Source organism: Rhizobium sp. SRDI943 (assembly GCF_057653695.1).
This window is the reverse complement of the sequence record NZ_CM172787.1, coordinates 2,498,605-2,522,113: the sequence shown is the minus strand read 5'-3', so window position 1 is coordinate 2,522,113 and position 23,509 is coordinate 2,498,605. Positions and strand designations below refer to the sequence as shown.

The following is a 23,509-nucleotide window of genomic DNA, read 5'->3' as shown; positions in this document are numbered from 1 at the left end:
GAATATCGCGAGCGCCGACGATAGCATCGCGGCAGGACATACTGTAGAATATTTTTAGTAATACATTCGCTCTCCAGGAAAGACCGGGGATGGAGCGCCGTCTTGCAGCAATCCTGATCGCTGATGTCGTCGGTTACAGTCGATTGAGCCAGATCGACGAAGAGGGCACCCGTGCGCGTTTTCAGGCGGACCAGAACGATGTCTTCGAGCCGGCGATTGCGCGTCACCATGGCCGGCTGGTCAAAACCATGGGCGATGGTCTGCTGGTCGAATTTCAGAGTGTCGTCGATGCCTTGCGCTGCGCGGTGGAGGTTCAGCAACTGAAAGCGACGCAGAGTGCCGCGGCACTGCCGGAGCATCGGCTCGAGTTCCGGATCGGCATCAATCTCGGCGATATCATCGTCGAGGGCGAAGACATCCAGGGCGACGGCGTCAATGTCGCCGATCGAATACAGGCGCTGGCCGAACCGGGCGGCATCGCCATATCGGGCACGACATACGACCAGGTGAAATCGAAAGTCCCGGTCGGTTTTGCTTCGCTTGGCGAACAGCGGTTGAAGAGCATCACCGAACCGGTCCGGGTCTATCGCGTCCTGCTTGACCCCACTTCTGCCGGTAAAACCCTCACAAGCCGGAGGCGCCTGCCGAGACGCCGCCTCGTTGCAGGCATCGCAGCGGCCGTTGTCCTTGCTCTTGCGGGCGCAGGACTCTGGTGGCAGCCGTGGATGCCGGCAGAACCGCCGGGGCCTGCCGAACGTTTCGCCTATCCGTTGCCGGACAGGCCCTCTGTCGCGGTTCTGCCATTCATCAATGTCAGCGGCGACAGCGAGCACGACCATCTCGCAGAGGGTTTGACGGACGATCTGATCACCGAATTGTCCAAAGTATCAGGCCTCTTCGTCATCGCCCGCCACTCGGTCTTCGCCATCCAGGGCTCCGTCGGCAAGATCCAGGACGTGGCCGCCGAACTCGGCGTGAAATATGTGCTCGAAGGAACCTTGCAGCGCGCCGGGCCGCGGCTGCGGATCAATGTCAAGCTGATCGACGCAGTCACCGGCCTGTCGCTTTGGGCCGAGCGCTACGATCGCCAATATGCCGACCTCTTTGCCGTTCAGGACGATGTGATCGGCAAGATCATCTCGGCCCTGTCGGTCAAGCTCAGCGCGCGCGAGCGCGACCAACTGGCCCGGATCCCGACCGAAAATCTCGAAGCCTACGATTATTACATGCGGGCCGAGCAGGAAGGCTTCATCTTGAGGGATGTCGACACCTATCGCCGGACGCTGTCCTTCTACCAAAAGGCGATCGATCTCGATCCGGGCTTTGCCAATGCCCATGCGGGAATCGCCCGCGTCGCCGTCGATGTCTGGCGCAACGACTATAATTACCTCTGGTCGGCCGCCGTCGCCCGCAAGATCGCCTATGACGCCGCCGGGCAAGCTCTCAAGCTGGATCCCAACAATGCCAGGGCGCACACGGTGCTTGCCCTGCTGCAATGGGTGGATGGACGCGAGACGGAGGCCAAAAATTCCGCCAACATGGCGGTTGCGATGGAGCCGAACGATGCGGAGGCCGCCGCCAATCTCGCTCTCATTCTGGTCCACACCGGAAGCAGCGGGCAGGCGATCACGGAGATGGAAAAGGCTTTGCGGCTCGACCCTTCGCCGGCGTCGAGCTTTCAACTGCTGGCGGGGATCGTGTTTTATACCGCGGGCGATGATCAGCGCGCGATCTCGCTGATAGAGCCGACGCTCGACAGCCTGCCGAAGGTCGAGCCGGCACGCGAATACCTGGCGGCGGCCTATGCCGACCAGGGCAATGAAACCAAGGCTGCAGCGGAGACGGCAAAGCTGCTGGAGCTCTTCCCGGAAAGCAATCTCACCTATTACGGCTATCTCTATGACTACTGGCGGGACGGCGATCTGCAGCGCCATCTGGCCGCATTGCGCAAGGCCGGCATTCCCGAATGGCCCTTCGGTTTTACAGGCAATCAAGCCGACAGGCTCGGCGAGGCAGACCTGCGCAATCTCGTCGACGGCAAGAGCTGGACCGGCAAGCACAAGAACGGCACGGATTTCACCCAGTTTTTCGACAAGGCTGGAAACACTGCCTATCGCAGTGCCAATACCAACATCACCGGTATCGCCGAGGTGCGAGGCGACAGTCTCTGCGAAAAATTCGACGGCTATTTTCTCGACCGGATGGTGTGCGGATATGTTTACCGCAACACGTCAGGTGAACAGCGCGACAGGCCATACGTCCATGTCACGCCGCGCGCCTTGACGTTCTTTTCACCCACACCCTGACGGGTCGGGCGTTGCGGCTTCATTTCGTATCCGGCTGCTGCCAGACGGTGTGCATCTTCTCCGAAATCAGCGTCTGCTGAACTTCGGACCAATGCTTCTTCGAGTCGGTCACCTTGGTCGGATTTTTCTCCATGCCTTCGGCCGCGCCGGGGTCATAGCTCAGGTACAGTTTGCCATCGATGATCCGCCAGGCTTTCGGATCGATATTGATGGTCACTGTCCCGAAAGACACGCCGTCGGCGCAATAGCCGCCATATTGCGGCGCATATTTGGACGGATCGCCCTTGAAGAGGTCGCGATTTCTAGCGCTGGCGAAATACCAAGTCGCGCCAAGCCAGTGGTGGGAATATGTCTCGGATCCTTCGACGGCCTGGTTTTCAGTGAAATAGGCGACCGGGTCGTAACCCTTGATCGCGACATCGCCGAAATAGCCGGTATTGACGAGTTCCTCGGCCCCCGCAGGCTGAAGCAAGGAAAGCAGCATGACCGCAGCGCCAACAGCCACGCCCATTCGCTTTCCGGATTTTCGCGCATGATAAGACAGATCGGAGCCGTGGTCCAGCAACTGTGTGACGCGGGCGATATCGCCATCCTTGGCCGCTTCGTGCAAAGGACCTGCCCACGATGGGATGACGCCAATGACAAGCGCAGCAACAGTCGCGATAAAAACATTCACGGGCACGATCTCGGTTTGATCAGGGTTCGTATGCGCCGTTTTGTGGTGTTGTAGCACGTGTGCAATTCGTAAACAAGATTACGCTAATGGACGCGCTCCCGGCCAAGACCACTCGCGCACCAAGGCTGCGACCGGCGGGTTCCAGGGAATACGGTCACACTTGTTACTCCCCCTGTTCGATTTCCGATGCGAAACTATCTCAGACCAATGCGCGATGAACCGGGCTTCCAAGCCTGGGAAATCGCCCCAATGAGGAGATTGAAAGCCATGACTGCTTCAGCCGAGAATGGGAAAAGCGGACAAGCCATGCGCAAACCGCCGGTCGTGTCGCCGCAGACCTGGGAGGCGGCCCGCGCGCAGTTGCTCGTCAAGGAAAAGGCTGAGACCCGCGCCCGCGACGCACTCGCCGCCGAGCGCCGACGCATGCCGTGGATGGCGGTGGAGAAGGCCTATGCGTTTGAGGGGCCTCAGGGCAAAGTCAGTCTGCTCGACCTGTTCGATAACAGACATCAGCTCATCCTCTACCGCGCGTTTTACGAGCCTGGCGTGTTCGGCTGGCCCGACCATGCCTGCCGCGGCTGCTCGATGGTGGCCGATCAGGTCGCCCATGTCGCCCATCTCAACGCCCGCGACACGACGCTGGTCTTTGCCTCGCGTGCGCCGCAGGCCGACATTGCACGGCTGAAGGCGCGGATGGGCTGGACGATGCCGTGGGTCACGATCACCGACAGCTTCGACAAGGACTTCGGCGTCGACGAGTGGCACGGCACCAACGTATTCTACCGCGACGGCGAGCGCATCTTCCGCACCTATTTCATCAACAACCGCGGCGACGAGCAGATGGGCGGCACCTGGAACTACCTCGACATCACGCCGCTCGGCCGCCAGGAAATCTGGGAGGAATCGCCCGCGGGCTATCCGCAGACCCCGACCTACAAGTGGTGGAACTGGCACGACAGCTATGTGCCGGACGCCGAGCCCGACAAGAAATGGGTCGAGGTCTCCGATGCCGGCGAGGCGGCGTTCCGGGCCGAGAGCGCAAACGAGAAACCGTAGGGTCGGTTCGGCCGGATCCTCCGTCCTCGCGGCAGGAGGATACGGCGGTCCGCATGAAAGTCTGGCGAACCGCAGATTTCCTTTCAAGGCAGCGCCGGTCGTCGACGATCGAGCCAACGATTGACGACTGTGCGACAGGGGCAACGTCCCCGAACGCGCTTGCGCCATACCGCCTCTTCCCTGCACCTTCTGCGCGCAAAATTTCACCGACATATCTCCTTACTGTCACGGAACCGTGCTAGATTTCGCCCGATTTCCAGGGGAGGCGGGCATGGATACGGATTTTCGTGTGACCGGCGGGAATGCGGCTGCGCTTTTTGCGCTGACCATCCATCGCGGCGACGGCATGGTGCTGATCGGCATGGACTGGAAGAATGGCCGGCCGCCTGCCGATTTCGTTGGTTTCGCCATCCAGTATCGTGAGCCGGATACTGATTTCTTCAAGACGGTGCATAACCGCATCGGCTTTCCCGGCCAACTGGTTCCCGAAGATGGCATCCGCACCACGGAAGCGCCGATCCAGAAGTTCCGATGGGTGCATTTTCCCTTCAATGCCGATCTGCCCGGCAAGTTCACCTACCGCGTCACGCCAAAGTTCATGGATGCCGCGGGCGCGCTGACATCGGGCGAGGCGCAGGAGGCGGAACTGGCGCTGATGCGAGAGACCATTCCCGGCAAGCTCAACGTCGCCTTCACCCGTGGCTTCGTCTCGTCGCAGGCCTTCGTGCGCAATTTTGCCGCCGGCGGACCCATCATCACGCTGGTGCCACCGGATGGCGACCAGGGACTGGACTTCGTGCCGACCCATGCCGATGCCGAGCGGGCGCTCGCCTGGATGGGCTTCGAGGCGCGGGCCGAAACGCTCGATCTGCTCGACAGGGCGCACGCTGCCGGCGCCGAAGTGCGCGCCATCGCCTATGACCTCAACCTGCCCGAGGTGGTCACCCGGCTGGAAGCGCTGGGGCCGAAGCTCAAGATCATCATCGACGACAGCGCCAGCACCAAGGGCCATGGTCGCCCGAATTCGCCGGAGACAAGGGCGGCGGAGCGGCTGATCGCCTCGGCGGGTGCTGCCAACGTCAAGCGCCAGCATATGGCCAACCTGCAGCATCAGAAATCGATCGCGGTCAGCGGCGGCGGCATCTCGACCGTGCTTTACGGTTCGACCAATCTCAGCTGGCGCGGGCTCTATGTACAGTCGAACAACAGCCTGGCCGTCCACAGCGACAAGGCGATCGAGGATTATTTCACCGCCTTCGAGAGCTATTTTACCGCCAAGCGCGCCGACCATTTCCGCGCCTCGCCAAGTTCTGCCGGCTGGATCGATCTCGGCCTTGACGGCGTCGACGCCAAGGTCGCTTTCTCTCCGCACAGCGACGCCAATGGCCGGCTGGACGAGATCGGCGCAGATATCGATACCGCGCGGTCCAGCGTGTTCTTCTCGCTCGCCTTTCTCGGCCAGATGACCAAGGGGGCGATCGGCCCGGCATTGGGGCGCGCCCTGGAGCGCCCCGATATGCATGTGATGGGCATTGCCGATGCCGAGGTGCGGGCCGGCAATCTGGGCCTGACCGTGCTCACTCCTGACAACCGTCGGCGGGTGGTACGGTCGGCGGCGTTGACGGGCAACGTGCCGCCGCCCTTCGTGACCGAACCCTCGGGCCTGTCAGGCATCGACGGCAAACAGCGCGGCACGCGGATGCATCACAAGTTCGTCGTGCTCGACTTCGACAAGCCGACGGCGCGGGTCTATCTCGGCTCCTACAATTTCTCCGAACCCGCCGATGATGAGAACGGCGAGAACCTCGTCGTCGTGCGCGACCGAACGGTTGCGACCAGCTACATGATCGAGGCGCTCAGGATGTACGACCACTATATCTTCCGCGTCGCCTCCGAAGCGAGCAACGGCCCGGCCCGTCCGCTGGAGCTCAAACACCCGCCTCAGCCCGGCGGCACGCCCTGGTTCGAACGCGACTGGACCGACCCCATCCGCGCCCGGGACCGGGAGTTGTTTGCGCGGGCGGAGTAATGTCGCTGGTCAGGATGGCCCTTGAACCTCAACCATTCCACGCGGGTGATTTCGAAAGGCGGTCCTTCGCTTTGGGGACGATGGCCTTGTCCGTCGAAGAGTATGAAAAGTGGCTGTCCGCATGGCCGAAGGGCCATGGAGCACCTGACATCCCGAAGTCAAATTAATACTTTGCCGGTTGCCAACATATTCTTCTCAAGGTGGAAACATTCCGGGGTCGGTTGCGTTTTACCCGCTACCGGCAGTGCGACCGACATCCCGTCTAGGAGGAGGCTTATTCATGAAGGTAATGATCGTCGAAGATGAGAATTTTATCGCTCTGGAGCTCGAACGCATTGCGCAAGAGGCAGGACACCAGACTATCGGGCCGGTATCGACGGTGGAGCAGGCTCTCGCCCACGCAAAAAGAAGCGATGTCGCGCTCGTCGATCTCAGTCTCTCCGATGGGCTGAGCGGCTCCCAGCTCGCGCGGCGGCTGATCGACCGCCATGGGGTTGACGTGATCTTCGTGACCGGCAGTCCCGAGAATGTCGGCCACGGTATCGAAGGCGCGCTCGATGTGATCTCCAAGCCCTTCACCGATGAGAGGATCGCCAGCGCGCTCTCGCGGGCGGAGGAGCGACGCAAAAACTTCGACAGCAGCAAGGCTGCGTTCTGAACAGCATCAAGGCTGCGTGTTATAAGAGGAAATCGACGTCGCTCAGGCCGCTGCGCCTGCCCGAGGAGAAGTCCGAATGAAATACGCGCTCATTGCCGTTCTCTTCGCTCTCTCGGCCTGCGCCAGCGCCGGGGATCCGCAACCTCTTCCCGGCAGCCTCACCTATGGCGGAAAGGTTCTCCGTTCGCCTTACCGTCCGGGAACGGTGGTCAAGAATACCTTTCTTGGCGATTTCGGTTACCGTGTGTTCGAGACCTATGTCGTCCAGCCGGACGGGACGCTGAAGCTGACCTCACAGAGCACCGGGCCGGACTTCCTCTGGCAGTGAGGACTTCCGGTTCCTCGGCGTCCAAGCGAAGGGGTGAGCAGAGTGCCGTCCGGTGAGAGGATGACGGCTCGCGTTTTCGCTTTCGTCCTTGGCAATTGAATGTTGCGCTGCAGTAAAGATCTCGTCTATACCGCAGGCATTCACCACGGACCCGGTGAGATCCCGGGTGGCTCTTCTGGCCGCCGATCCGCCAGACAACGCAAAACCTGCATGCCATCACGCGACCGCTCGAAAGAGTGGGGCCGGCTATGCTTTGCGAGAATCCTTCCTATGTTGCTTTCCTCCATCCGTCGTGATTGGTCCGCCAATCCCATGCGCGAAATGCTTGCCGGAGCGGTGGCGACCTTCGCCCTCATCCCCGAGGTGATCGCCTTTTCCTTCGTGGCGGGGGTCGATCCCGAGGTTGGTCTGTTCGCCTCTTTCGTGATCAGCATCGTCATTGCCTTTACCGGTGGACGCCCGGCGATGATTTCGGCGGCGGCCGGGTCGGTGGCACTGGTCGCGGCACCGCTGGTGCATGCTCACGGCTTGCCCTATCTTTTTGCGGCCGGGCTGCTGGCGGGGTTAATCCAGATCGTCTTCGGCCTGCTGCGGCTAGGCGTGCTGATGCGCTTCGTGTCGAAATCGGTCCGCACCGGCTTCGTCAATGCGCTGGCCATTCTGATCTTTGCCGCGCAGATGCCGCATATTGTCGGCGCCGGCTGGATGGAATATGCCGTGCTGGTTGCCGGGCTCGTCATCATTTACCTGACGCCGCGGATCACCACGGCGATCCCGTCGCCGCTGATCTGCATCCTGATCCTGACCGTCGCTTCGCTGGCGCTCGGGCTTCCCGTCCTCACCGTTGCCGACCTCGGCAAGCTGCCGGATTCGCTGCCTTTTTTCGGCTGGCCGGCGGTGCCGCTGACGCTGGAAACGCTTCGGATCATCGCCGGACCCGCATTTGCCATCGCCATGGTCGGGCTGCTGGAATCGATGATGACGGCGAGTGTCGTCGACGATCTCACGGATACGCCGAGTTCGAAGAACCGCGAATGCACCGGTCTCGGTCTCGCCAACGCGGCCGCGAGCCTGTTCGGCGGCATTGCCGGCTGCGGCATGATCGGCCAGACAGTCAGCAACGTGAAATATGGCGGGCGCGGCCGGCTCTCGACGCTGTTTGCCGGCGCGTTCCTGCTGATCCTGATGGTGCTCCTGAAGCCGTGGGTGTCCGAGGTTCCCGTCGCCGTGCTGGTGGCGATCATGGTCATGGTATCGATCGACACGTTCGACTGGTCGTCGCTTAGATCCGTTGTGGTTCATCCTCGGATGTCGAGCGCCGTGATGGTGGCGACCGTCATCGTCACCGTCTTCACCGCCAACCTGGCGCTCGGGGTGACGGTCGGCGTGCTGCTCAGCGGCGTGTTCTTCACCTTCAAGGTTGCCAGCCTGCTGCGGGTGGACGTCGCGCCCGACACAACGACCGGGCGACTGACCTACCGCGTGTCTGGCCAGGTGTTCTTTGCCTCCGCCGACGTCTTCGTCGAAGCCTTCGACGTTCAGGACGCGATCGGTAGGTCCGTGCTGATCGACGTGTCCGAAGCGCATTTCTGGGACATCACCGCCGTTGCCGCACTCGACAAGGTCGTCCAACGGTTCGGGGCGCATGGCATTGCGGTGGAGGTCGTCGGCCTCAACCAGGCGAGCGCGACCTTGATCGGGAGCCTCGACAGCAAGGTGGTGCTGAAAGAGGTGTGACGGCGCGAGCGAGGGCGGATTTCCTCGAGCATGATGCCGAAAATTGTGAGCGGTTTTCGGACGACATCATGTTCTGACTATATAATGTAGAACAGGATTCAAATTTTTGGGCCGACCCGGCCTAAAATCTTCCTGTTCTAGCGCGAGACGATTGCGAAATCATCGCCCCCGCCGGTTCCTGTGGCGTTCAGCCGTCTGACGGCCAGTTCAATGAATGCCTTGACCAAAGGCGGCAGGTGTCGGCTGCTGGGATAGACGACATGCAAGCCGCCGGCCGGGGTCGTATAGCCGTCGAGAACACGGCGCAGCCGCCCGTCCTTGATGCAGGCTTCGGCGAATCGGTGCGGCAATTGGGCGATGCCATGGCCGGCGATCGCGGCGGCCATCACCGCCTGCATCTCGTTGGCGGCGAAGCGGCCCGAAACCGCGACCGTTTCCTGACCGTGCGGACCTTCCAACAACCATTGCGCATGGGCAGCCTGGCCGGCGATGACGCAGTCGTGGCGGACCAGATCTTCAGGTGCAGCGGGCGGGCCGCGGCGGGCGAGATAATCCGGGCTTGCGCAGAGAAGGCGGTGCAACGAGCCGAGTTTGCGGGCGACCAAGGTAGAATCTTCGAGGATGCCGGTGCGGAAGGCGAGGTCTATACCGCTTTCGACGAGGTTCAGCCTGTCGTCGGTCAGGCGCAGTTCGACCCTCGCCTTCGGGCAGGTCGAAAGAAATTCGAAGATCGCATCCTGGAGGAAGTGGCCGCCGAAGCCGACTGGTGCCGATATGCGGATCGTGCCGGCAGGCTCCGCACGCGCTTCCGCAAGCCGCTGGTTGGCTCCCTCGATCGTGCGCAGCGCCTGGCTGCTTTCTTCGTAGTAGAGACGCCCCGAAGCCGTCAGGTTGAGGCTGCGGGTCGTGCGCTGCAGCAGCCGCACGCCGAGTTCGCGTTCCAGCGCGGCGATGCGGCGGCTGACCGTCGTCTTCGGCATGCCGAGCAAGCGCGCGGCGGCGGTGAAGCTGCCCGCTTCGACGACGCGGGCGAAGATCATGATATCGTTGAGATCGAGCATTGTATCCTTGAATGGCACGATGTTTTCCAATTATATGCCATTATGGTTCAATGCGACAGGCCCTAACTTTGCTGCATCAGTCACAACAAGGAGCAGGCAGATGAGCAACACACGAAGCGTACTGGTCACAGGCGCCACCGGCCAGCAAGGCGGCGCGGTTGTACGCGCGTTGATGACGCGGGGACACCGCGTCAAGGCGATCACCCGCCGGCCCGAGAGCGACGGCGCGAAGCGGCTGACCGCGGCAGGAGTCCAGGTCGTCGCCGGCGATCTTGACGACGCGGCATCCGTGGCGGCAGCAGCAGAGGGCGTCGACGCGGTGTTCCTGATGGGCAACAGCTACGAAGCCGGAACGGAGGCGGAAACCCGTCAGGGCATTGCCGCCGCCGATGCGGCAAAGGCCGCCGGCATCGGCCACCTGATCTATTCCTCCGTCGCCGATGCCCACAAGACGACCGGCATTCCGCATTTCGACAGCAAGTATCTCGTCGAGAAGCACATTGCAGGCCTCGGCATCCCTTACACGATCAGCGCACCCGTCGCCTTCATGGAGAACACCGTGGCGCCCTGGGCGATCGACGGGCTGCGCCAGGGCGTCTATGCCGCAGCGCTGCCGCCCGCCCGTGTGCTGCAACAGGTCACCATCGATGACATCGGCGCTTTCGTCGCGACGTTGGCCGAGAGGCGCGAGCAAGTGTTCGGCAAACGTTTCGACATCGCGGGCGACGAATTGTCGGGCGAGCAGCAGGCGAAGATCTTGTCCGAGGTGTTCGGCCGCCCAATCACTTACCGGGAATTGCCGATCGCGGCGATACGGCAGCAGAGCGAGGATACGGCGCTGATGTTCGAATGGTTCGACCGTACCGGTTACGACGTCGATCTTGCCGCCCTGCGCCGCGATTTTCCTGAGGTCGGCTGGCACAGCTACGCCGACTGGGCGAAGGGGTTCGATTGGAGTGTGGCGGCTGGGTGAATTCGCTGTGACACCGGTGATCTGACCGGTGTCACCGACAGGTGATGCCTTGATGGCCTTCGCCACACTCTCCATCATCCTCGGGCTCTACATTTGAGCCGAGGATCCATGCCACGGCCGCTTACGGGTGCCGCGTGGATGCTCGGGTCAAGCCCGGGCATGACGGAGAGCAGGGGGCATGTCCGAACTCTACATCGCAGAATTGAAGAGCGCTGGACCGGCAGATCGATCGCTTCCACGCCGCATGGCGATTGTCCTGCTGTTCAAGATAGACAGGAGCCGCCGCTGCCAACGATACCTCACGCCTGAGCGGTGGGCCTAACAACGATGTCGCTGATATCGACATCGGCGGGTTGCTCGATGGCGAAGGCGATGGCGCGGGCGATGGCATCGGGTGAAATCGCCATCTCGTCCATGCGCTTTGCCATCTCGGCCTTGATCTCTGGGCTGGTCATGGAGCCGGCGAAATCGGTTCTTATAAACCCCGGCGAGATGTTGGTGACGCGCAGATGCGGGCCGGCCTCCAGCCGCAGGCCCTCGGCGATGGTGCGCATGGCGTTTTTCGTGCCGGCATAGACGGCCATGGTCGGCTTGATGATGAGGCCGGCGGTCGAGAGCGTGTTGACGAAGTGGCCGGAACCCTGCCGGCGGAACACCGGCAAGGCTGCGGCGATGCCATAGAGCGGGCCCTTGATGTTGACGTCGATCATCTCCTCCCAATCCTCGACCCGCAGTTCATCAAGAAGGGAGATGGGCCCGATGCCGGCATTGTTGATCATTACGTCGATCCTGCCATACCTGTTGCAGGCAAGCGCCACGAGAGCTGTGAGGTCCTCGCGCTTTTTCACGTCCATGGCGAGGCAGATGGCCTCGCCGCCTTTTTCGGCGATGCGTCGTGCCAGGGCCTGCAGTCGGTCGGCGCGGCGGGCTCCAAGCACGAGCTTTGCGCCGCGCTCGGCCAGCAGCAGCGCCGTGGCTTCGCCGATGCCGCTGCTGGCGCCCGTGATTGCAATAACCTTGTCCTTGATATCAGACATCTTCGTTCTCCTTTGTGCCTTTGAGGATTGCAGGTGCTGCCTGGAGAATCTATGCTAGTTGCTCCATGATTTCGTCTAGATCGTCCAGAACCCATGATCGATCCCTTGTCCGATGTCTTTTCGCTGCTCGACATAGAGAGTGCGCGCTGCACACGTTTCGAGGTCGGCGGGCAATGGGCGTTTCGTTTTCCAGCCAAGCCCGCGCTCAAATTCGTTGCTGTCCTCCGCGGCGCGTGTTCGATCGTTCTGCCGGGTGAGCCGCCATTTTCGCTTGTCGCGGGCGACACCTTCTGCTTGCCAATGCGCCCGCCTATGTGATCGCCAACGATCTCGATCGGGAGCCGGAGGACGGGATCGCCTTCTTCGACTGGGAGCATTCCGACATCGCCCGGCACGGCAGTGACGAGACCGCGCTGATCGGCGGCACCTTCGTCATCGGAGGCGGCAACGCCCGGCTGCTGCTCGACGCGCTGCCGCCGTTCATTCATATCCCGGCCAGCGACCGCGCCGCCGCGCTGCTCAGCACTACGCTCGCAACCCTCGACGACGAACTCGAGGCCGGGCAGATGGGCTCGACGCTGATGACGCGGCGCATGGGCGACATCCTGCTCGTGCAGGCGCTGCGGGCCTATGTCGGCCGGAAGGGTGCTGCCGAAACGGGATGGATCGGCGCGCTGACAAATCCGCAGATCGGCGCGGCGATCAGCCTGATCCACAACAGCCCCGGCCATCGCTGGACGGTCGAGGCGCTGGCGACCCGGATCGGCATGTCGCGCTCCGCCTTTGCGCAACGCTTCAAGGAACTGGTCGGCGTTGCGCCGCTCGACTATGTCACGCGCTGGCGCATGCATCGCGCCCGCGAAGCCCTGCGCCGAGAGGATGTCTCGGTCGCCGGCCTTGCCGCGGCACTCGGATATTCCTCCGAAAGCGCCTTCGGAAACGCGTTCAAGCGTGTCTTCGGGCGCGCACCGAAGCGCTACTGGTCGGACGCGAAGATCGGGTGAGAACGGCTGTTCCGCTTGCTAGGGTTGCTGGGGAATCCTATTGTCCGGCGGCGGACCATCGTCCTTGAAGGGGGAGACTTCAATGCCGTCGAGTTTCAATGTCGAAAGTGCGGATGGTTATGAGCGGCTGATGGGGCGCTGGAGCAGGAGGCTGGCGCCGATGCTGGTCGATTTCGCCGGTCTCGCGGATGGCGATCGCGTGCTCGATGTCGGCTGCGGCACCGGCAGCCTGGCGTTCACTTTGGCGGAAACGCCCGGCCTGGAGGAGATCGTCGCTATCGACTATTCGCCCGTCTTCGTCGAAGCGGCCAGGCGGCGCAATACCGACCCGCGCATATCCATCCAGCAGGCCGATGCCTGCGCGCTGCCGTTCGAGGACGGCCGCTTCGACAGGGCGATGTCGCTGCTTGTACTGCATTTCGTGCCGGAGGCGGGAAAGGCGGTATCCGAGATGCGCCGTGTGGTGCGCCCGGGCGGCGTGGTTTCCGCCGCCGTCTGGGACCATTATGGCGGCATGTCCGGCATGCGGATGATGTGGGATACGGTGGCGATGCTCGACGAGAACGCGCTGGCGATGCGCCGCAGATATTGTTTCCAGCCGATGATGCGGCGGGGGGAAATGAAGGAGAGCTTCATCGCGCAGGGCCTAGCCGATGTCGAGGAGACCTCGCTGTTGATCCGGATGGAATATCTTTCCTTCGAGGATTACTGGGATCCGATCGCCTCCGGCGAGGGACCGCTCGGCAAATATGTTGCCGGTCTGGACCCGGCGAAGCGAAAGGCCGTCGATGCCGCCGTCAGGGCCGCTTATGAGGCTGGGGAGCCGAATGGGCCGCGGTCGTTCGCGTCGGTGGCGTGGGCGTGCCGGGGCAGGGTGCCGGGCGGTGGATAGCGGTGTGTGATGCCGGCGACGGTTGATAGACAGAGAGTTTGCGCCACGTCCAAGAGAGCCTCATCCTGAGGCGCCCCGAAGGGGCCTCGAAGGGCGGCGCGGGCGCGCCGGCGTCAAATGGACACACGGAGCAGCGTTGCGGCGTGTCCTTCGAGGCTCCGCCCTACGGGCTCCGCGTCTCAGGATGAGGGATGTTGGAGGATGCCGCGCCCAAGGGCAGGGCGCAGCACGGTCGTATGCCTGCGACAAGGAGCCGCGTGGGACGTCACCCGATCACGGCAATCGTGATGGAACACGGGCAGCATTGCTGACGTTATTGCCCGCTGTCGCCGACTGCAAACGCAGCCGCAACAGCATCACCCGCCCGTTTCGGGCACCCCTTCCGACGGCATCCGGAATTGCCCGCCTCGCCGCCGCTTTCGGACGGAGGAATATCAGATGTCCGCTTTGGAAAGCCTGCGCCGGCTGACGCCGCAGCAGCGCAACACCGTCATCGCCAGCTATCTCGGCTGGACGCTCGATGCCTTCGATTTCTTCATTCTCGTCTTCGTTCTCAAATATATCGCCGAGGAATTCCACACCGACGTTCCTGCCGTCTCGGTTGCGATCTTCCTGACGCTAGCCATGCGGGCGCTCGGCGCGCTGATCTTCGGGCTGGCGGCCGACCGTTACGGGCGGCGCATCACGCTGATGGCCGACGTGCTGCTTTATTCGCTGTTCGAATTCCTGACCGGCTTCTCCACGGGGCTCACGATGTTTCTCGTGCTCCGAGCGCTCTACGGCATCGCCATGGGTGGTGAATGGGGCGTCGGCGCCTCGCTTGTTATGGAGACGGTGCCGGAGGAAAGCCGCGGTATCGTTTCCGGCATCCTGCAGGCCGGCTATCCCTCGGGCTATCTGATCGCCTCGATCGCGTTCTTCCTGCTCTTCCCGGTCATCGGCTGGCGTGGCATGTTTTTTGTTGGCGCGGTGCCGGCGCTGCTGGTGCTCTACATCAGACGCAATGTCGAGGAGAGCCCAGCCTTCCTGAAGCGGAAGGCCGAGGGGCGCCGGCCGTTCCTGACGGTCTTGCGCGAAAACATTCCGCTGTTCATCTGGGCGGTGCTCCTGATGACGGCCTTCAACTTCTTCAGCCACGGCACGCAGGATATCTACCCGACCTTCCTCGAGACCCAGCGCAACTATTCGAGCTATACGGTCGGCGCGATCGCCATCGTCTACAATATCGGGGCGATCTGCGGCGGGCTGTTTTTCGGGGCACTGTCGCAGCGGATCGGCCGGAAGAAGGCCATCGTCATCGCCGCACTGATCGCCGTGCCCGTCGCGCCGCTCTGGGCCTATGCGCCGGGGCCGGTGCTGCTCGCCATCGGCGCTTTCCTGATGCAGTTCTTCGTCCAGGGCGCTTGGGGCATCGTGCCGGTGCATCTGAACGAACTGTCACCCGACGAGGTGCGCGGCACCTTTCCTGGCTTCGCCTACCAGCTCGGCAACCTGCTGGCCTCTGGCAATGCTACGCTGCAGGCGGGGCTGGCCGCCCGCTGGGACGGCGACTATGCCTATGCGCTCCTGATCGTTGCGGCCGTGGTGGCGCTCATCGTCGCGGCCCTTGCCGGCTTCGGCTACGAGAAGAAGGATGTCCGCTTCGGCACGGAGGAGGCCGAGGAACCGCATGGCGCGATGCGAATCTAGCGCTGCCTGCGGTTACGAAGGCCGGCGGCAGTTGTCGCCGGCCTTTCTTTGTGCCCTGTTGCCCGATCCCGGATGCCTTTCAGGCACTCACCACCTTGCAGGCGCAGATGCGATCGTAAAATGTCTGTCCCTTCCAGACGATGAACGGCCATACCCACCAAGCCACGACCGCTATAGTCCAGATAAAGTACGATTTGGCGGTGCCATGGTCCTCAGGCGTGTATCCGCTGCGGAACATTCCAAGCAACGCGTCGAAGTCTTCCGTGGGATAGACCGGGAGCAGCGAGATTGCGAAAACGGCGGCGCTGAAAAGAAGATTCGGGCTGAATTTCAGGATCTCGCGTTTAAACGCGGTGCCGAAGTCGGGATTTTTTCCATCGACGGATTGGACTCTCAGGAAGAAAACCGCCTTTCCGAATGTGCGGCGGCTATTGGCAGAAAAACAGGCGAAAGCCAAGGCTATCAGTGCGGTGTTGGCTATGCCTGACATCAAGCTGGAATATGCAGGTATGGTTTTGGTCAGTGGATAGTTGTTTGCGTCGATAGGGATGGTTAGCACCTGCGCCGGTGTCACGTAGTCCCAAGGCTCGATTGCAACATTTATTTGCAAATATTTCTGTTTTCGCCAATCGATTTGACTTACCTCGCAAATCTCACTGGTGCGAATTTCCATGGCTCTCAACGGCCATCCCGCGTCAATTCGCTGTGCAAGTTGATCGGGCACCGCCTCGCTGCATTCCATGGAAGTCCGGCCGTGCAAAAGGAAGTCCAAGGGAGAAATCGTTGAAAAGTAGTAGACGGCTATGAGGATGGCAGCCTGAAAGATGATGATGTCGACGGTATAGGCAGCGAAGCGTCGCCAGAAGTGGCGGGAAGGCAGAGGCGGCATCTGCGGTGTAGTGTCCATGTCGCCCCCAATGTCCACGCTACCTGATCCAACACGTTGATTCGTTTCAACATGAAGTAGCAAAAATGCATGATCTTATCACAGAGGTATCATGCTCTTGCGAGTCCAGTTCTGGGGCGATTTCTGGGCCTGGAAGGCGAGCCGCCGCGCGACCTGCCGGCCATCCGCATCGCCTCGATGGCGTGACGATATGCCGACCGTCCTCGAGCGTTGTGGGGCTTGTCGCCGAACGCCGCCATGCTAGGTAAGGGCTGCCGGCATCGATCTCCTGCTGCCGGATGAATCCTTCCCCTCCGCAGCCCCGAGTTTTTCCATGTCATTTTCTCCCGCCGCCCTCTGGCCCGTCGTCATGCTGTTTGCCTCCAACATCTTCATGACATTTGCCTGGTACGGGCATCTCAAGCACAAGAACAGCGCCATCTTCCTCGCCATCATCGTCAGCTGGGGCATCGCCTTTTTCGAATATTGCCTGGCGGTGCCGGCCAACCGTATCGGTTCGGCGGTCTATACGACAGCACAGCTGAAGACGATGCAGGAGGTGATCACGCTGATCGTCTTTGCCGGCTTCTCGATCTTCTGGCTCGGCGAGAACCTGACCTGGAACCATGCGATCGGCTTCGCCCTGATCGCAATCGGGGCATCTTTCATCTTTCGTGCATAAACTTTAGCCTTTTCAATAGATTACAAATTGTCCATGTCTAGATATCGCCACATTTCCTACAGATTGGCGTCGCAATCGGCTGGCAGCCTGTCAGTTCAAGCATTTCCGGGTCGCGGAAATGCTCTGACGTTTGTTTGACGCAATTCCGGACGCAAAACCGCGACGCGCTTTTGCTGGAATTGCTTTAGCGGTGATCATGAGGTGAACGGCCATGAGCCTGTCTTTCCCGACCATGGCGGCGATCCGGTTCGGCTATGGTTTCCGGCCGGGCGAGGCGCCGCCGAGCAGCAAGGACGAGCTCATCGACCAGCTGCGCAAGGGGGCGGCGGCGACGCCGGACTTTCCCCTCGGCGGCCCCAACATGCGCCACCAGGCGATCCTCAGCCTGCAGGAGCAGTTGCAGCAGATCCGACAAGACGCCAAGACGGTGACCGACGATACGACGCAGCGCGAGATGCGCAAAGGGGTGCAGCGTCAGGCGCAGCAGCAATTCCAGCACGATGCGAACCTGCGGCTGATGCAGGCCGTGTTGTCGCCGTACGGCTTCTACGAGAGGCTTTCGACCTTCTGGACCAATCATTTCTCCACCAGCGCCAACAAGAGCCTGCCGATGCGCCTCATCGTGCCGCTCTACGAGGCCGAGGCGATCCGGCCGTTCATATCAGGCACGTTCGGCGATCTCTTGCGCAATGCCACCGCCCATCCGGCCATGCTGATCTATCTCGATCAGGCGGATTCGCTCGGGCCGGATTCGGCCGGCGGCATCAAGCGCAACAAGGGGCTCAATGAAAATCTCGGCCGCGAACTGCTGGAACTGCACACGCTCGGCGCCGGCAGCGGCTATAGTCAAGCGGACGTCACGGCGGCAGCCATGGTGCTGACGGGGCTCACCATCGACCGCAAGGAGATGGACATCGCGTTCCGGCCGAATATTTCGGAGCCCGGGACACATGAGGTGCTCGGCGTCAGTTATGGCGGGCGCAGGCGCTCGCGCGACGATTATCTCGACATGCTCGACGATCTCGCCCTCCATCCGAAGACGGCGGCGCATATCAGCCGCAAGCTGGCGGTGCATTTCATCGCCGACCAGCCCGATGAGGGGATGGTGTCCGACATGGCCGAAGCCTGGAAGAAAACGGATGGCGACCTGACCGCCGTCTACACCGCCATGCTCGACCATCCCGCCGCCTGGCGCGACGAGGGCGCCAAGGCGCGCCAGCCTTTCGACTATGTCGTCACCGGCCTGAGGGCGTTGAATGCGGGACCGGTCAACGGCGTTGTCGGCAGTTTCCTGGCGGCCAACCAGCAGGGCACGGACGAGGGCGACATGGCGGCGAATACGCCTGGCATGGCTGGATCGCCGGTGACGACCGATCCCGCCGGCGAGGCAAGGGAGAAGCGCCTCAAAGCCTTCCAGACGGCGCGGGCGCTGGGGCAGGGGGCACTCAGGCGCATGGGCCAGCCGACCTGGCTGCCGCCGAGTCCGGCCGGTTTCGAGGAAGGCTTCTCCGCCTGGATCACCGGCAGCCAGCTCGCCGAGCGGCTGGCCTGGGCAAGGCGGGCCGCAGCCCAGTTCGGCCGGGATGAGGATCCGCGCGAATTCCTGAAGTCGACGCTTGCCGATGCCGCCCGAGACGAGACGATCCGCGTGGTGTCGCAGGCGCCGAACAAGATCAGCGGGTTGACGCTGGTGCTGGCATCGCCCGAATTCAATCGCCGCTGAGCAGACTTTCGTTGGCAAGCCAACGCTTCGTCTGCTTAGCTCCTTTGTTTTGTCGCAGGTTCTGGCTGGAAAACCGTCGGACACTTTTCCGGAACCTGCTTAGGAGGCCCGCCAATGACGCTGCCCATGAACCGGATTTCGCTGTCCCGCCGCGGCTTTCTGACCTCTGCCTGCTGTCTTGCCGCTGCCCCCGCCTTCACGCCGGTCACTTTCGCGGCGATGCCGGGTGACAAGCGTTTCGTCACCATCGTGCTGCGCGGCGCGATGGACGGGCTGGATCTGGTGCAGCCCTATGGCGATGCCGGCTTTGCGGCGCTTAGGCCGACACTGGCGCTGACGCCCGATACCGGACTTCTCGATCTAGATGGCCATTTCGGCCTCAATCCGGCTGCCGCAGAGCTGATGCCGCTGTGGAAGAGCCGCGAGCTTGCCTTCGTGCACGCGGTGTCGACGCCCTACCGCGACCAGCGCAGCCATTTCGACGGGCAGGACATGCTGGAATCCGGCGGCGAGCATGTCGCCGAGGAAAAGACCGGCTGGCTGAACCGGGCGCTCGCCGTCATTCCGCGCTCGGATGCGCGCAAGGCGATCGACATCAACACTTCGACGGAGCTGATCCTCTCCGGACCCAACAATGTCGATGTCTGGGCGTCGGATTCCAATCTGGCGCCGGCGCGTGACGAGATGCAGTTCCTGGCGCGGCTCTATGCCGGCGATCCGCCGTTCGCCGAGGCGCTTGCCGAGGCGACGCGGGCCAATAGCGCCTCGATGATCATCGAGCCGGAGGGCCAGCGCGGCGCAAAGATCGCCGATGTGGCGGCGCTCGCGGCCAACATGCTGAAGGGCGATTACCGCATCGCCAGCTTCTCGATATCAGGCTGGGACACGCATATCGGCCAGGCCGGCCAGTTCAAGCGGCCGGTGCAGGACCTTTCGCAGGCGATCAATACGTTGAAGACCACGCTCGGGCCTGAGATCTGGGCAAAGACGGTGGTGCTTGCCATGACCGAGTTCGGCCGCACTGTGCGTCAGAACGGCTCAGCCGGCACCGACCACGGCACCGGCGGCTGCGCGCTGCTATCAGGCGGCACCATCAACGGCGGCCGCATCCTCGGCCGTTGGCCGGGCATCGGCGACGGCCAACTGCTCGACGACCGCGACCTGATGCCGACCGCCGACGTGCGCGAGCTCGCCGCGGCAATGCTCTACCGGCAGTTCGATGTAAGCGCCGATGATTTGACCGGGAAGATCTTTCCGGGGCTGGGGTTCGACAAAGGGTCGCAGTTTCTGCGTGGGTGAGGCACGGTCCCGCAAAGCGGGAGCGATCGATCCAGTGAATCGATCGCAGGGCCGAACGCCCTGAGCCCAAGCGAAGGGCCGGGCGGCATCGGCGACAGGCGCTATCGGCCGGTCATCTTGAGCGCTGCCTCGGGAAGCCGCTCGCCGTGAACCTCGATGCCGGAGAGGGCGGCATCGATTTCGGCGAGGTCCTCGGGCAGCAGGTCGACGTCTATCGCCCCGAGATTTTCTTCCAGCCGGTGCTGCTTCGTTGTACCCGGGATCGGGACGATCCATGGCTTTTGGGCCAGCAGCCAGGAGAGGGCGATTTGCGCGGGCGTTGCGCCCTTGCGGTCGCCGATACGCCTGATCAGGTCGACGAGTGCAAAATTGGCCTTGCGCGCCTCGAGCGAAAAACGCGGCACGCTGTTGCGGAAATCGCTTGGATCGAACTTGGTGTTCTCGTCGATCTTGCCGGTCAGGAAGCCTGCGCCGAGTGGGCTGAAGGGCACGAAGCCGATGCCGAGTTCCTCAAGGGTGGGCAGCAGTTCCGCCTCGGGGCCGCGCCAGAAGAGCGAATATTCACTCTGGACGGCGGTGACTTTTTGAACGGCATGGGCGCGGCGGATCGTCTGGACGCCGGCTTCGGAAAGACCGAAATGTTTGACCTTGCCGGCTGCGATCAGGTCCTTGACGGCACCGGCCACGTCTTCGATCGGCACGTCGGGATCGACGCGGTGCTGGTAGAACAGGTCGATGTGGTCCGTCTTCAGACGGCGCAGGCAGGCATCGGCAACCGCCTTGACATGTTCGGGGCGGCTGTTGGTGCCGCCGCGGCGTTCACCTGTTTGCTGATCGATATCAAAGCCGAATTTGGTGGCGATGACCACCTGGTCGCGGATCGGTGCGAGCGCTTTGCCGACAAGCTCTTCATTGACGAAAGGGCCATAGGCTTCGGCCGTGTCGAACAAGGTGACGCCCTGCTGATGGGCGGTGCGTCAATTTGATCATGTCGCCCTCGTCGGCGGGCGGGCCGTAAGCGGCACTCATGCTCATGCAGCCGAGACCAAGTGCCGAGACTTCGAGGCCGCCGATATTGCGTCTTTTCATGGTCGTATCCGTTCCTGGTTTTGCATGGGCTCGGGCAGTCCGTTCCGCGGTGCGGGAGCAGCCGGGCTTGCCGTCGGGTTGACGCGAACTTAGTCCTCGTGTCAGCTTTCGATTAGATGCTGTAATGCGCATGGACCTATAAGACGGACTAATGAATGCCCCTGGACAACAATTTCAACGAACTCGTGGCCTTTCTGACCGTCGCCCGGGAACGGAGTTTTACCCGGGCGGCCGCGAAGCTCGGCGTGTCGCAGTCGGCGTTGAGCCAGACGGTACGCGGTCTCGAAGAGAAGCTCGGGCTGCGCCTTTTGACCCGCACGACCAGAAGCGTGTCGCCGACACAGGCAGGAGAACGTCTGTTGGAGCGGGTCGGACCCAGATTCGAGGAGATCCAGTTCGAGATCGCCGCCTTGAGCGAAATGCGTGAGCGGCCGGCTGGCACGATTCGCATCACGGCAGGCGAGCATCCTGCGATTTCCGTCCTTGCCCCAGCATTGGCGCGGTTTCTTCCTGATCATCCGGATATCAATGTCGAGGTGATCGTCGACTACGGCCTGACCGACATCGTCGCCGAGCGCTACGACGCCGGCATCAGGCTCGGCGAGCATTTGGCAAAGGACATGATCGCGGTCCGGATCGGTCCTGAAATATGCATGGCAGTTGTTGGAGCGCCCTCCTATTTCGAGCACCATCCGCGCCCGGATATCCCGCAGGATCTGACGGCTCACAACTGCATCAATATGCGGCTGCCGACACACGGAACGATATATCCCTGGGAATTCGAGAAGGATGGACGTGAACTGCGCGTCCGTGTCGAGGGCCAGACGGTGTTCAACAACATCGCCATGCGGATCGGCGCCGTGCTGGACGGACTGGGGCTGGCCTACATGCCTGAGGACCAGGTTCAGTCCTACATTGAAGACGGGCGGCTGATCCGGATTCTGGAGGACTGGTGCCAGCCCTTTCCAGGATACCATCTCTACTATCCGAACAGGCGGCATGCATCTCCCGCCTTCACCCTGTTCGTCGATGCGCTCCGCTATAGAGGAAAGTAATGCCGATTTTATTCCATCACGGCTTATCAACAGCTTGTGATTAATTAGTCTACCTAATAGACCCTAGCTGTCCGAGGCGTCTAATCCTTTCGGTCCGATGCCGTTACCTTCTCGCCATCTGAAACGAAGCGAGAAGCCGACATGCGATATGGATTGTCCAACACCCTGGCCGCATTGCTGCTTGCCTCAGCGCAGCTTGCCGCGCCATTGGCGACGGCTGCCGATGCGGCAAAGCCCGAGCCATTGGTCATCCAGGAGCAGGGCAGCTTTGCCGTCGGGGGAACCAGTACGACGGCGCCCGGAACCTTCGATCCGCTGAAACCTCTCGATCCCTCAGGGCAGACCTATCACGGCGATCATGCCTTTGCCTTCTATCAGGTGCCGGCAAACCCGCGTCAGTATCCGATCGTGATGTGGCACGGTGCCGGACAATTCTCCAAGACCTGGGAGACGACGCCCGACGGCCGCGAGGGCTTCCAGAACATCTTCCTGCGTCGAGGTTTCTCCACCTATCTCGTCGACCAGCCGCGCCGGGGCGGCGCCGGGCGGAGCATGGCCGAGACGGTGGTGAAGCCGACAGCGGACGAGCAGCTCTGGTTCAACCAGTTTCGCGTCGGCACCTGGCCGACCTATTTCGACGGCGTGCAATTCTCCCGCGATCCGGAAGCGCTGAACCAGTACTTCCGTGCGATGACGCCGAACATCGGGCCGTTCGATATGGACGTTGTGTCGAATGCGGTGGCAAAGCTGTTCGAGAAAATCGGTCCCGGCATTCTTTTCACCCATTCGCAGGGCGGCGGACCGGGCTGGCTGACGGCCATCAAGAGCGACAAGGTCAAAGCCGTCGTCGCCTTCGAACCCGGCAGCAGCTTCGTGTTCCCGGCAGGCGAGGTTCCCGCCGATATGCCGAGCGCCTTCGACACGCTGAAGGGCGTGCCGGTACCGATGGATGACTTTATCAAACTGACGAAGATCCCGATCGTCATCTATTACGGCGACAACATCCCAGACCAGCCGACGACGATGCCGGCGCAGGACAGCTGGCGGGTACGCCTGGCAATGGCCCGCCTGTGGCGCGATACGGTGAACAAGCATGGCGGTGATGTCACCGTCGTGCACCTTCCCGAGATCGGCATCCGCGGCAACACCCACTTCGCGTTCTCCGACCTGAACAACGTAGAGATCGCCGACCTGGTCTCGGCTTTCCTTAGCGAGAAGAAGCTCGACTGATCCGCCTCGGACGCGGCGCGGCGCTGCTCGGCTGTCGTGCAGGCAGCGATCCCGTTTGTATCCTGCTCAGAGCCCAAACGATCTGCAGACTAAGGGAAA

The 23,509-nt window shown here is 62.1% G+C and carries 19 protein-coding genes, 2 pseudogenes and 1 other annotated feature; of the genes and pseudogenes, 16 read left to right on the top strand and 5 right to left on the bottom strand.

The window, feature by feature from the left end; all coding sequences use genetic code 11:
• Window positions 1-89 precede the first annotated feature (89 nt).
• Entirely contained in the window at window positions 90-2,306 is a 2,217-nt protein-coding gene (locus tag AC245Y_RS13035) for an adenylate/guanylate cyclase domain-containing protein (RefSeq protein WP_017994447.1), read from the top strand.
• A gap of 19 nt (window positions 2,307-2,325) precedes the next feature.
• Here the strand turns inward: AC245Y_RS13035 and AC245Y_RS13030 are convergent, their stop codons facing one another.
• Window positions 2,326-2,817 (bottom strand): YHS domain-containing (seleno)protein, encoded by a 492-nt coding sequence (locus AC245Y_RS13030; protein WP_020486991.1) that lies wholly within the window; start codon window positions 2,815-2,817, stop codon window positions 2,326-2,328.
• A gap of 432 nt (window positions 2,818-3,249) precedes the next feature.
• Here AC245Y_RS13030 and AC245Y_RS13025 point away from each other — a divergent pair, with 432 nt between their 5' ends.
• From AC245Y_RS13025 to AC245Y_RS13005, 5 genes are all read left to right on the top strand, one after another.
• Window positions 3,250-4,038 (top strand): DUF899 domain-containing protein, encoded by a 789-nt coding sequence (locus AC245Y_RS13025; RefSeq protein WP_017994445.1) that lies wholly within the window; start codon window positions 3,250-3,252, stop codon window positions 4,036-4,038.
• Between the two features lie 271 nt (window positions 4,039-4,309).
• A complete protein-coding gene (locus AC245Y_RS13020; protein ID WP_017994444.1) occupies window positions 4,310-6,067 on the top strand; it encodes a phospholipase D-like domain-containing protein in 1,758 nt (585 codons plus the stop codon).
• A gap of 280 nt (window positions 6,068-6,347) precedes the next feature.
• Window positions 6,348-6,725, top strand: coding sequence for a response regulator (locus AC245Y_RS13015; RefSeq protein ID WP_012757943.1), 378 nt, complete (start codon window positions 6,348-6,350; stop codon window positions 6,723-6,725).
• 76 nt (window positions 6,726-6,801) lie between these two features.
• The gene (locus AC245Y_RS13010; protein WP_012757942.1) at window positions 6,802-7,053 is read left to right on the top strand and encodes a hypothetical protein; all 252 of its coding nucleotides are present in this window, start codon (window positions 6,802-6,804) and stop codon (window positions 7,051-7,053) included.
• A gap of 144 nt (window positions 7,054-7,197) precedes the next feature.
• Window positions 7,198-7,253 (top strand) — a sequence feature (sul1 is cis-regulatory element that is thought to sense ions involved in sulfur or methionine metabolism; They are found in Alphaproteobacteria).
• A gap of 70 nt (window positions 7,254-7,323) precedes the next feature.
• Window positions 7,324-8,790, top strand: a complete 1,467-nt coding sequence (locus AC245Y_RS13005; RefSeq protein WP_017994442.1) for a SulP family inorganic anion transporter — start codon at window positions 7,324-7,326, stop codon at window positions 8,788-8,790.
• Window positions 8,791-8,927: 137 nt separating this feature from the next.
• Here AC245Y_RS13005 and AC245Y_RS13000 read toward each other — a convergent pair whose 3' ends face one another.
• The gene (locus AC245Y_RS13000) at window positions 8,928-9,851 is read right to left on the bottom strand and encodes a LysR family transcriptional regulator (RefSeq protein ID WP_012757940.1); all 924 of its coding nucleotides are present in this window, start codon (window positions 9,849-9,851) and stop codon (window positions 8,928-8,930) included.
• A gap of 100 nt (window positions 9,852-9,951) precedes the next feature.
• Here AC245Y_RS13000 and AC245Y_RS12995 point away from each other — a divergent pair, with 100 nt between their 5' ends.
• Window positions 9,952-10,824 (top strand): NmrA/HSCARG family protein, encoded by an 873-nt coding sequence (locus AC245Y_RS12995; RefSeq protein ID WP_017994441.1) that lies wholly within the window; start codon window positions 9,952-9,954, stop codon window positions 10,822-10,824.
• Window positions 10,825-11,123: 299 nt separating this feature from the next.
• Here AC245Y_RS12995 and AC245Y_RS12990 read toward each other — a convergent pair whose 3' ends face one another.
• The gene (locus AC245Y_RS12990; RefSeq protein WP_017994440.1) at window positions 11,124-11,861 is read right to left on the bottom strand and encodes an SDR family oxidoreductase; all 738 of its coding nucleotides are present in this window, start codon (window positions 11,859-11,861) and stop codon (window positions 11,124-11,126) included.
• Between the two features lie 93 nt (window positions 11,862-11,954).
• Between AC245Y_RS12990 and AC245Y_RS12985 the strand changes: the two are divergent.
• The 4 genes and pseudogenes from AC245Y_RS12985 to AC245Y_RS12970 all read left to right on the top strand — a co-directional run.
• Window positions 11,955-12,436, top strand: a pseudogene (locus AC245Y_RS12985) (cupin domain-containing protein); the annotation flags it as partial.
• Window positions 12,428-12,865 carry a helix-turn-helix transcriptional regulator gene (locus tag AC245Y_RS12980; protein ID WP_409566155.1) on the top strand — a complete coding sequence of 146 codons (438 nt, stop codon included), beginning with the start codon at window positions 12,428-12,430 and terminating at the stop codon, window positions 12,863-12,865. The pseudogene AC245Y_RS12985 and the gene AC245Y_RS12980, both read left to right, overlap by 9 nt.
• An 82-nt stretch (window positions 12,866-12,947) precedes the next feature.
• Complete coding sequence (locus AC245Y_RS12975) at window positions 12,948-13,757, top strand: class I SAM-dependent methyltransferase (protein WP_012757936.1); 810 nt, start codon at window positions 12,948-12,950, stop codon at window positions 13,755-13,757.
• 438 nt (window positions 13,758-14,195) lie between these two features.
• Window positions 14,196-15,446, top strand: a complete 1,251-nt coding sequence (locus AC245Y_RS12970; protein WP_012757935.1) for an MFS transporter — start codon at window positions 14,196-14,198, stop codon at window positions 15,444-15,446.
• 79 nt (window positions 15,447-15,525) lie between these two features.
• Here AC245Y_RS12970 and AC245Y_RS12965 read toward each other — a convergent pair whose 3' ends face one another.
• Window positions 15,526-16,353, bottom strand: a complete 828-nt coding sequence (locus AC245Y_RS12965) for an RDD family protein (RefSeq protein ID WP_026157397.1) — start codon at window positions 16,351-16,353, stop codon at window positions 15,526-15,528.
• 313 nt (window positions 16,354-16,666) lie between these two features.
• On the opposite strand from AC245Y_RS12965, the gene AC245Y_RS12960 reads away from it, so the two are divergent.
• The 3 genes from AC245Y_RS12960 to AC245Y_RS12950 all read left to right on the top strand — a co-directional run bounded on the left by AC245Y_RS12960 (window position 16,667) and on the right by AC245Y_RS12950 (window position 20,036).
• Window positions 16,667-17,014, top strand: coding sequence for a DMT family protein (locus AC245Y_RS12960; protein ID WP_012757933.1), 348 nt, complete (start codon window positions 16,667-16,669; stop codon window positions 17,012-17,014).
• A gap of 211 nt (window positions 17,015-17,225) precedes the next feature.
• The gene (locus AC245Y_RS12955; protein WP_012757932.1) at window positions 17,226-18,737 is read left to right on the top strand and encodes a DUF1800 domain-containing protein; all 1,512 of its coding nucleotides are present in this window, start codon (window positions 17,226-17,228) and stop codon (window positions 18,735-18,737) included.
• Between the two features lie 114 nt (window positions 18,738-18,851).
• Window positions 18,852-20,036, top strand: coding sequence for a DUF1501 domain-containing protein (locus tag AC245Y_RS12950; RefSeq protein ID WP_012757931.1), 1,185 nt, complete (start codon window positions 18,852-18,854; stop codon window positions 20,034-20,036).
• 101 nt (window positions 20,037-20,137) lie between these two features.
• Here the strand turns inward: AC245Y_RS12950 and AC245Y_RS12945 are convergent.
• Window positions 20,138-21,125 (bottom strand): annotated as a pseudogene (locus AC245Y_RS12945) (aldo/keto reductase).
• A gap of 155 nt (window positions 21,126-21,280) precedes the next feature.
• Here AC245Y_RS12945 and AC245Y_RS12940 point away from each other — a divergent pair.
• Both AC245Y_RS12940 and AC245Y_RS12935 read left to right on the top strand, forming a co-directional pair.
• Entirely contained in the window at window positions 21,281-22,180 is a 900-nt protein-coding gene (locus tag AC245Y_RS12940; RefSeq protein WP_012757929.1) for a LysR family transcriptional regulator, read from the top strand.
• Between the two features lie 141 nt (window positions 22,181-22,321).
• Window positions 22,322-23,410 carry an alpha/beta hydrolase gene (locus AC245Y_RS12935; protein WP_012757928.1) on the top strand — a complete coding sequence of 363 codons (1,089 nt, stop codon included), beginning with the start codon at window positions 22,322-22,324 and terminating at the stop codon, window positions 23,408-23,410.
• The last annotated feature ends 99 nt before the right edge of the window (window positions 23,411-23,509 follow it).

Coding starts and splice junctions, on each gene's coding strand:
- AC245Y_RS13035 (WP_017994447.1), top strand. CDS start 90: ATGGAGCGCCGTCTTGCAGCAATCCTGATCGCTGATGTCGTCGGTTAC.
- AC245Y_RS13030 (WP_020486991.1), bottom strand. CDS start 2,817: ATGGGCGTGGCTGTTGGCGCTGCGGTCATGCTGCTTTCCTTGCTTCAG.
- AC245Y_RS13025 (WP_017994445.1), top strand. CDS start 3,250: ATGACTGCTTCAGCCGAGAATGGGAAAAGCGGACAAGCCATGCGCAAA.
- AC245Y_RS13020 (WP_017994444.1), top strand. CDS start 4,310: ATGGATACGGATTTTCGTGTGACCGGCGGGAATGCGGCTGCGCTTTTT.
- AC245Y_RS13015 (WP_012757943.1), top strand. CDS start 6,348: ATGAAGGTAATGATCGTCGAAGATGAGAATTTTATCGCTCTGGAGCTC.
- AC245Y_RS13010 (WP_012757942.1), top strand. CDS start 6,802: ATGAAATACGCGCTCATTGCCGTTCTCTTCGCTCTCTCGGCCTGCGCC.
- AC245Y_RS13005 (WP_017994442.1), top strand. CDS start 7,324: ATGTTGCTTTCCTCCATCCGTCGTGATTGGTCCGCCAATCCCATGCGC.
- AC245Y_RS13000 (WP_012757940.1), bottom strand. CDS start 9,851: ATGCTCGATCTCAACGATATCATGATCTTCGCCCGCGTCGTCGAAGCG.
- AC245Y_RS12995 (WP_017994441.1), top strand. CDS start 9,952: ATGAGCAACACACGAAGCGTACTGGTCACAGGCGCCACCGGCCAGCAA.
- AC245Y_RS12990 (WP_017994440.1), bottom strand. CDS start 11,861: ATGTCTGATATCAAGGACAAGGTTATTGCAATCACGGGCGCCAGCAGC.
- AC245Y_RS12980 (WP_409566155.1), top strand. CDS start 12,428: ATGGGCTCGACGCTGATGACGCGGCGCATGGGCGACATCCTGCTCGTG.
- AC245Y_RS12975 (WP_012757936.1), top strand. CDS start 12,948: ATGCCGTCGAGTTTCAATGTCGAAAGTGCGGATGGTTATGAGCGGCTG.
- AC245Y_RS12970 (WP_012757935.1), top strand. CDS start 14,196: ATGTCCGCTTTGGAAAGCCTGCGCCGGCTGACGCCGCAGCAGCGCAAC.
- AC245Y_RS12965 (WP_026157397.1), bottom strand. CDS start 16,353: ATGGACACTACACCGCAGATGCCGCCTCTGCCTTCCCGCCACTTCTGG.
- AC245Y_RS12960 (WP_012757933.1), top strand. CDS start 16,667: ATGTCATTTTCTCCCGCCGCCCTCTGGCCCGTCGTCATGCTGTTTGCC.
- AC245Y_RS12955 (WP_012757932.1), top strand. CDS start 17,226: ATGAGCCTGTCTTTCCCGACCATGGCGGCGATCCGGTTCGGCTATGGT.
- AC245Y_RS12950 (WP_012757931.1), top strand. CDS start 18,852: ATGACGCTGCCCATGAACCGGATTTCGCTGTCCCGCCGCGGCTTTCTG.
- AC245Y_RS12940 (WP_012757929.1), top strand. CDS start 21,281: ATGCCCCTGGACAACAATTTCAACGAACTCGTGGCCTTTCTGACCGTC.
- AC245Y_RS12935 (WP_012757928.1), top strand. CDS start 22,322: ATGCGATATGGATTGTCCAACACCCTGGCCGCATTGCTGCTTGCCTCA.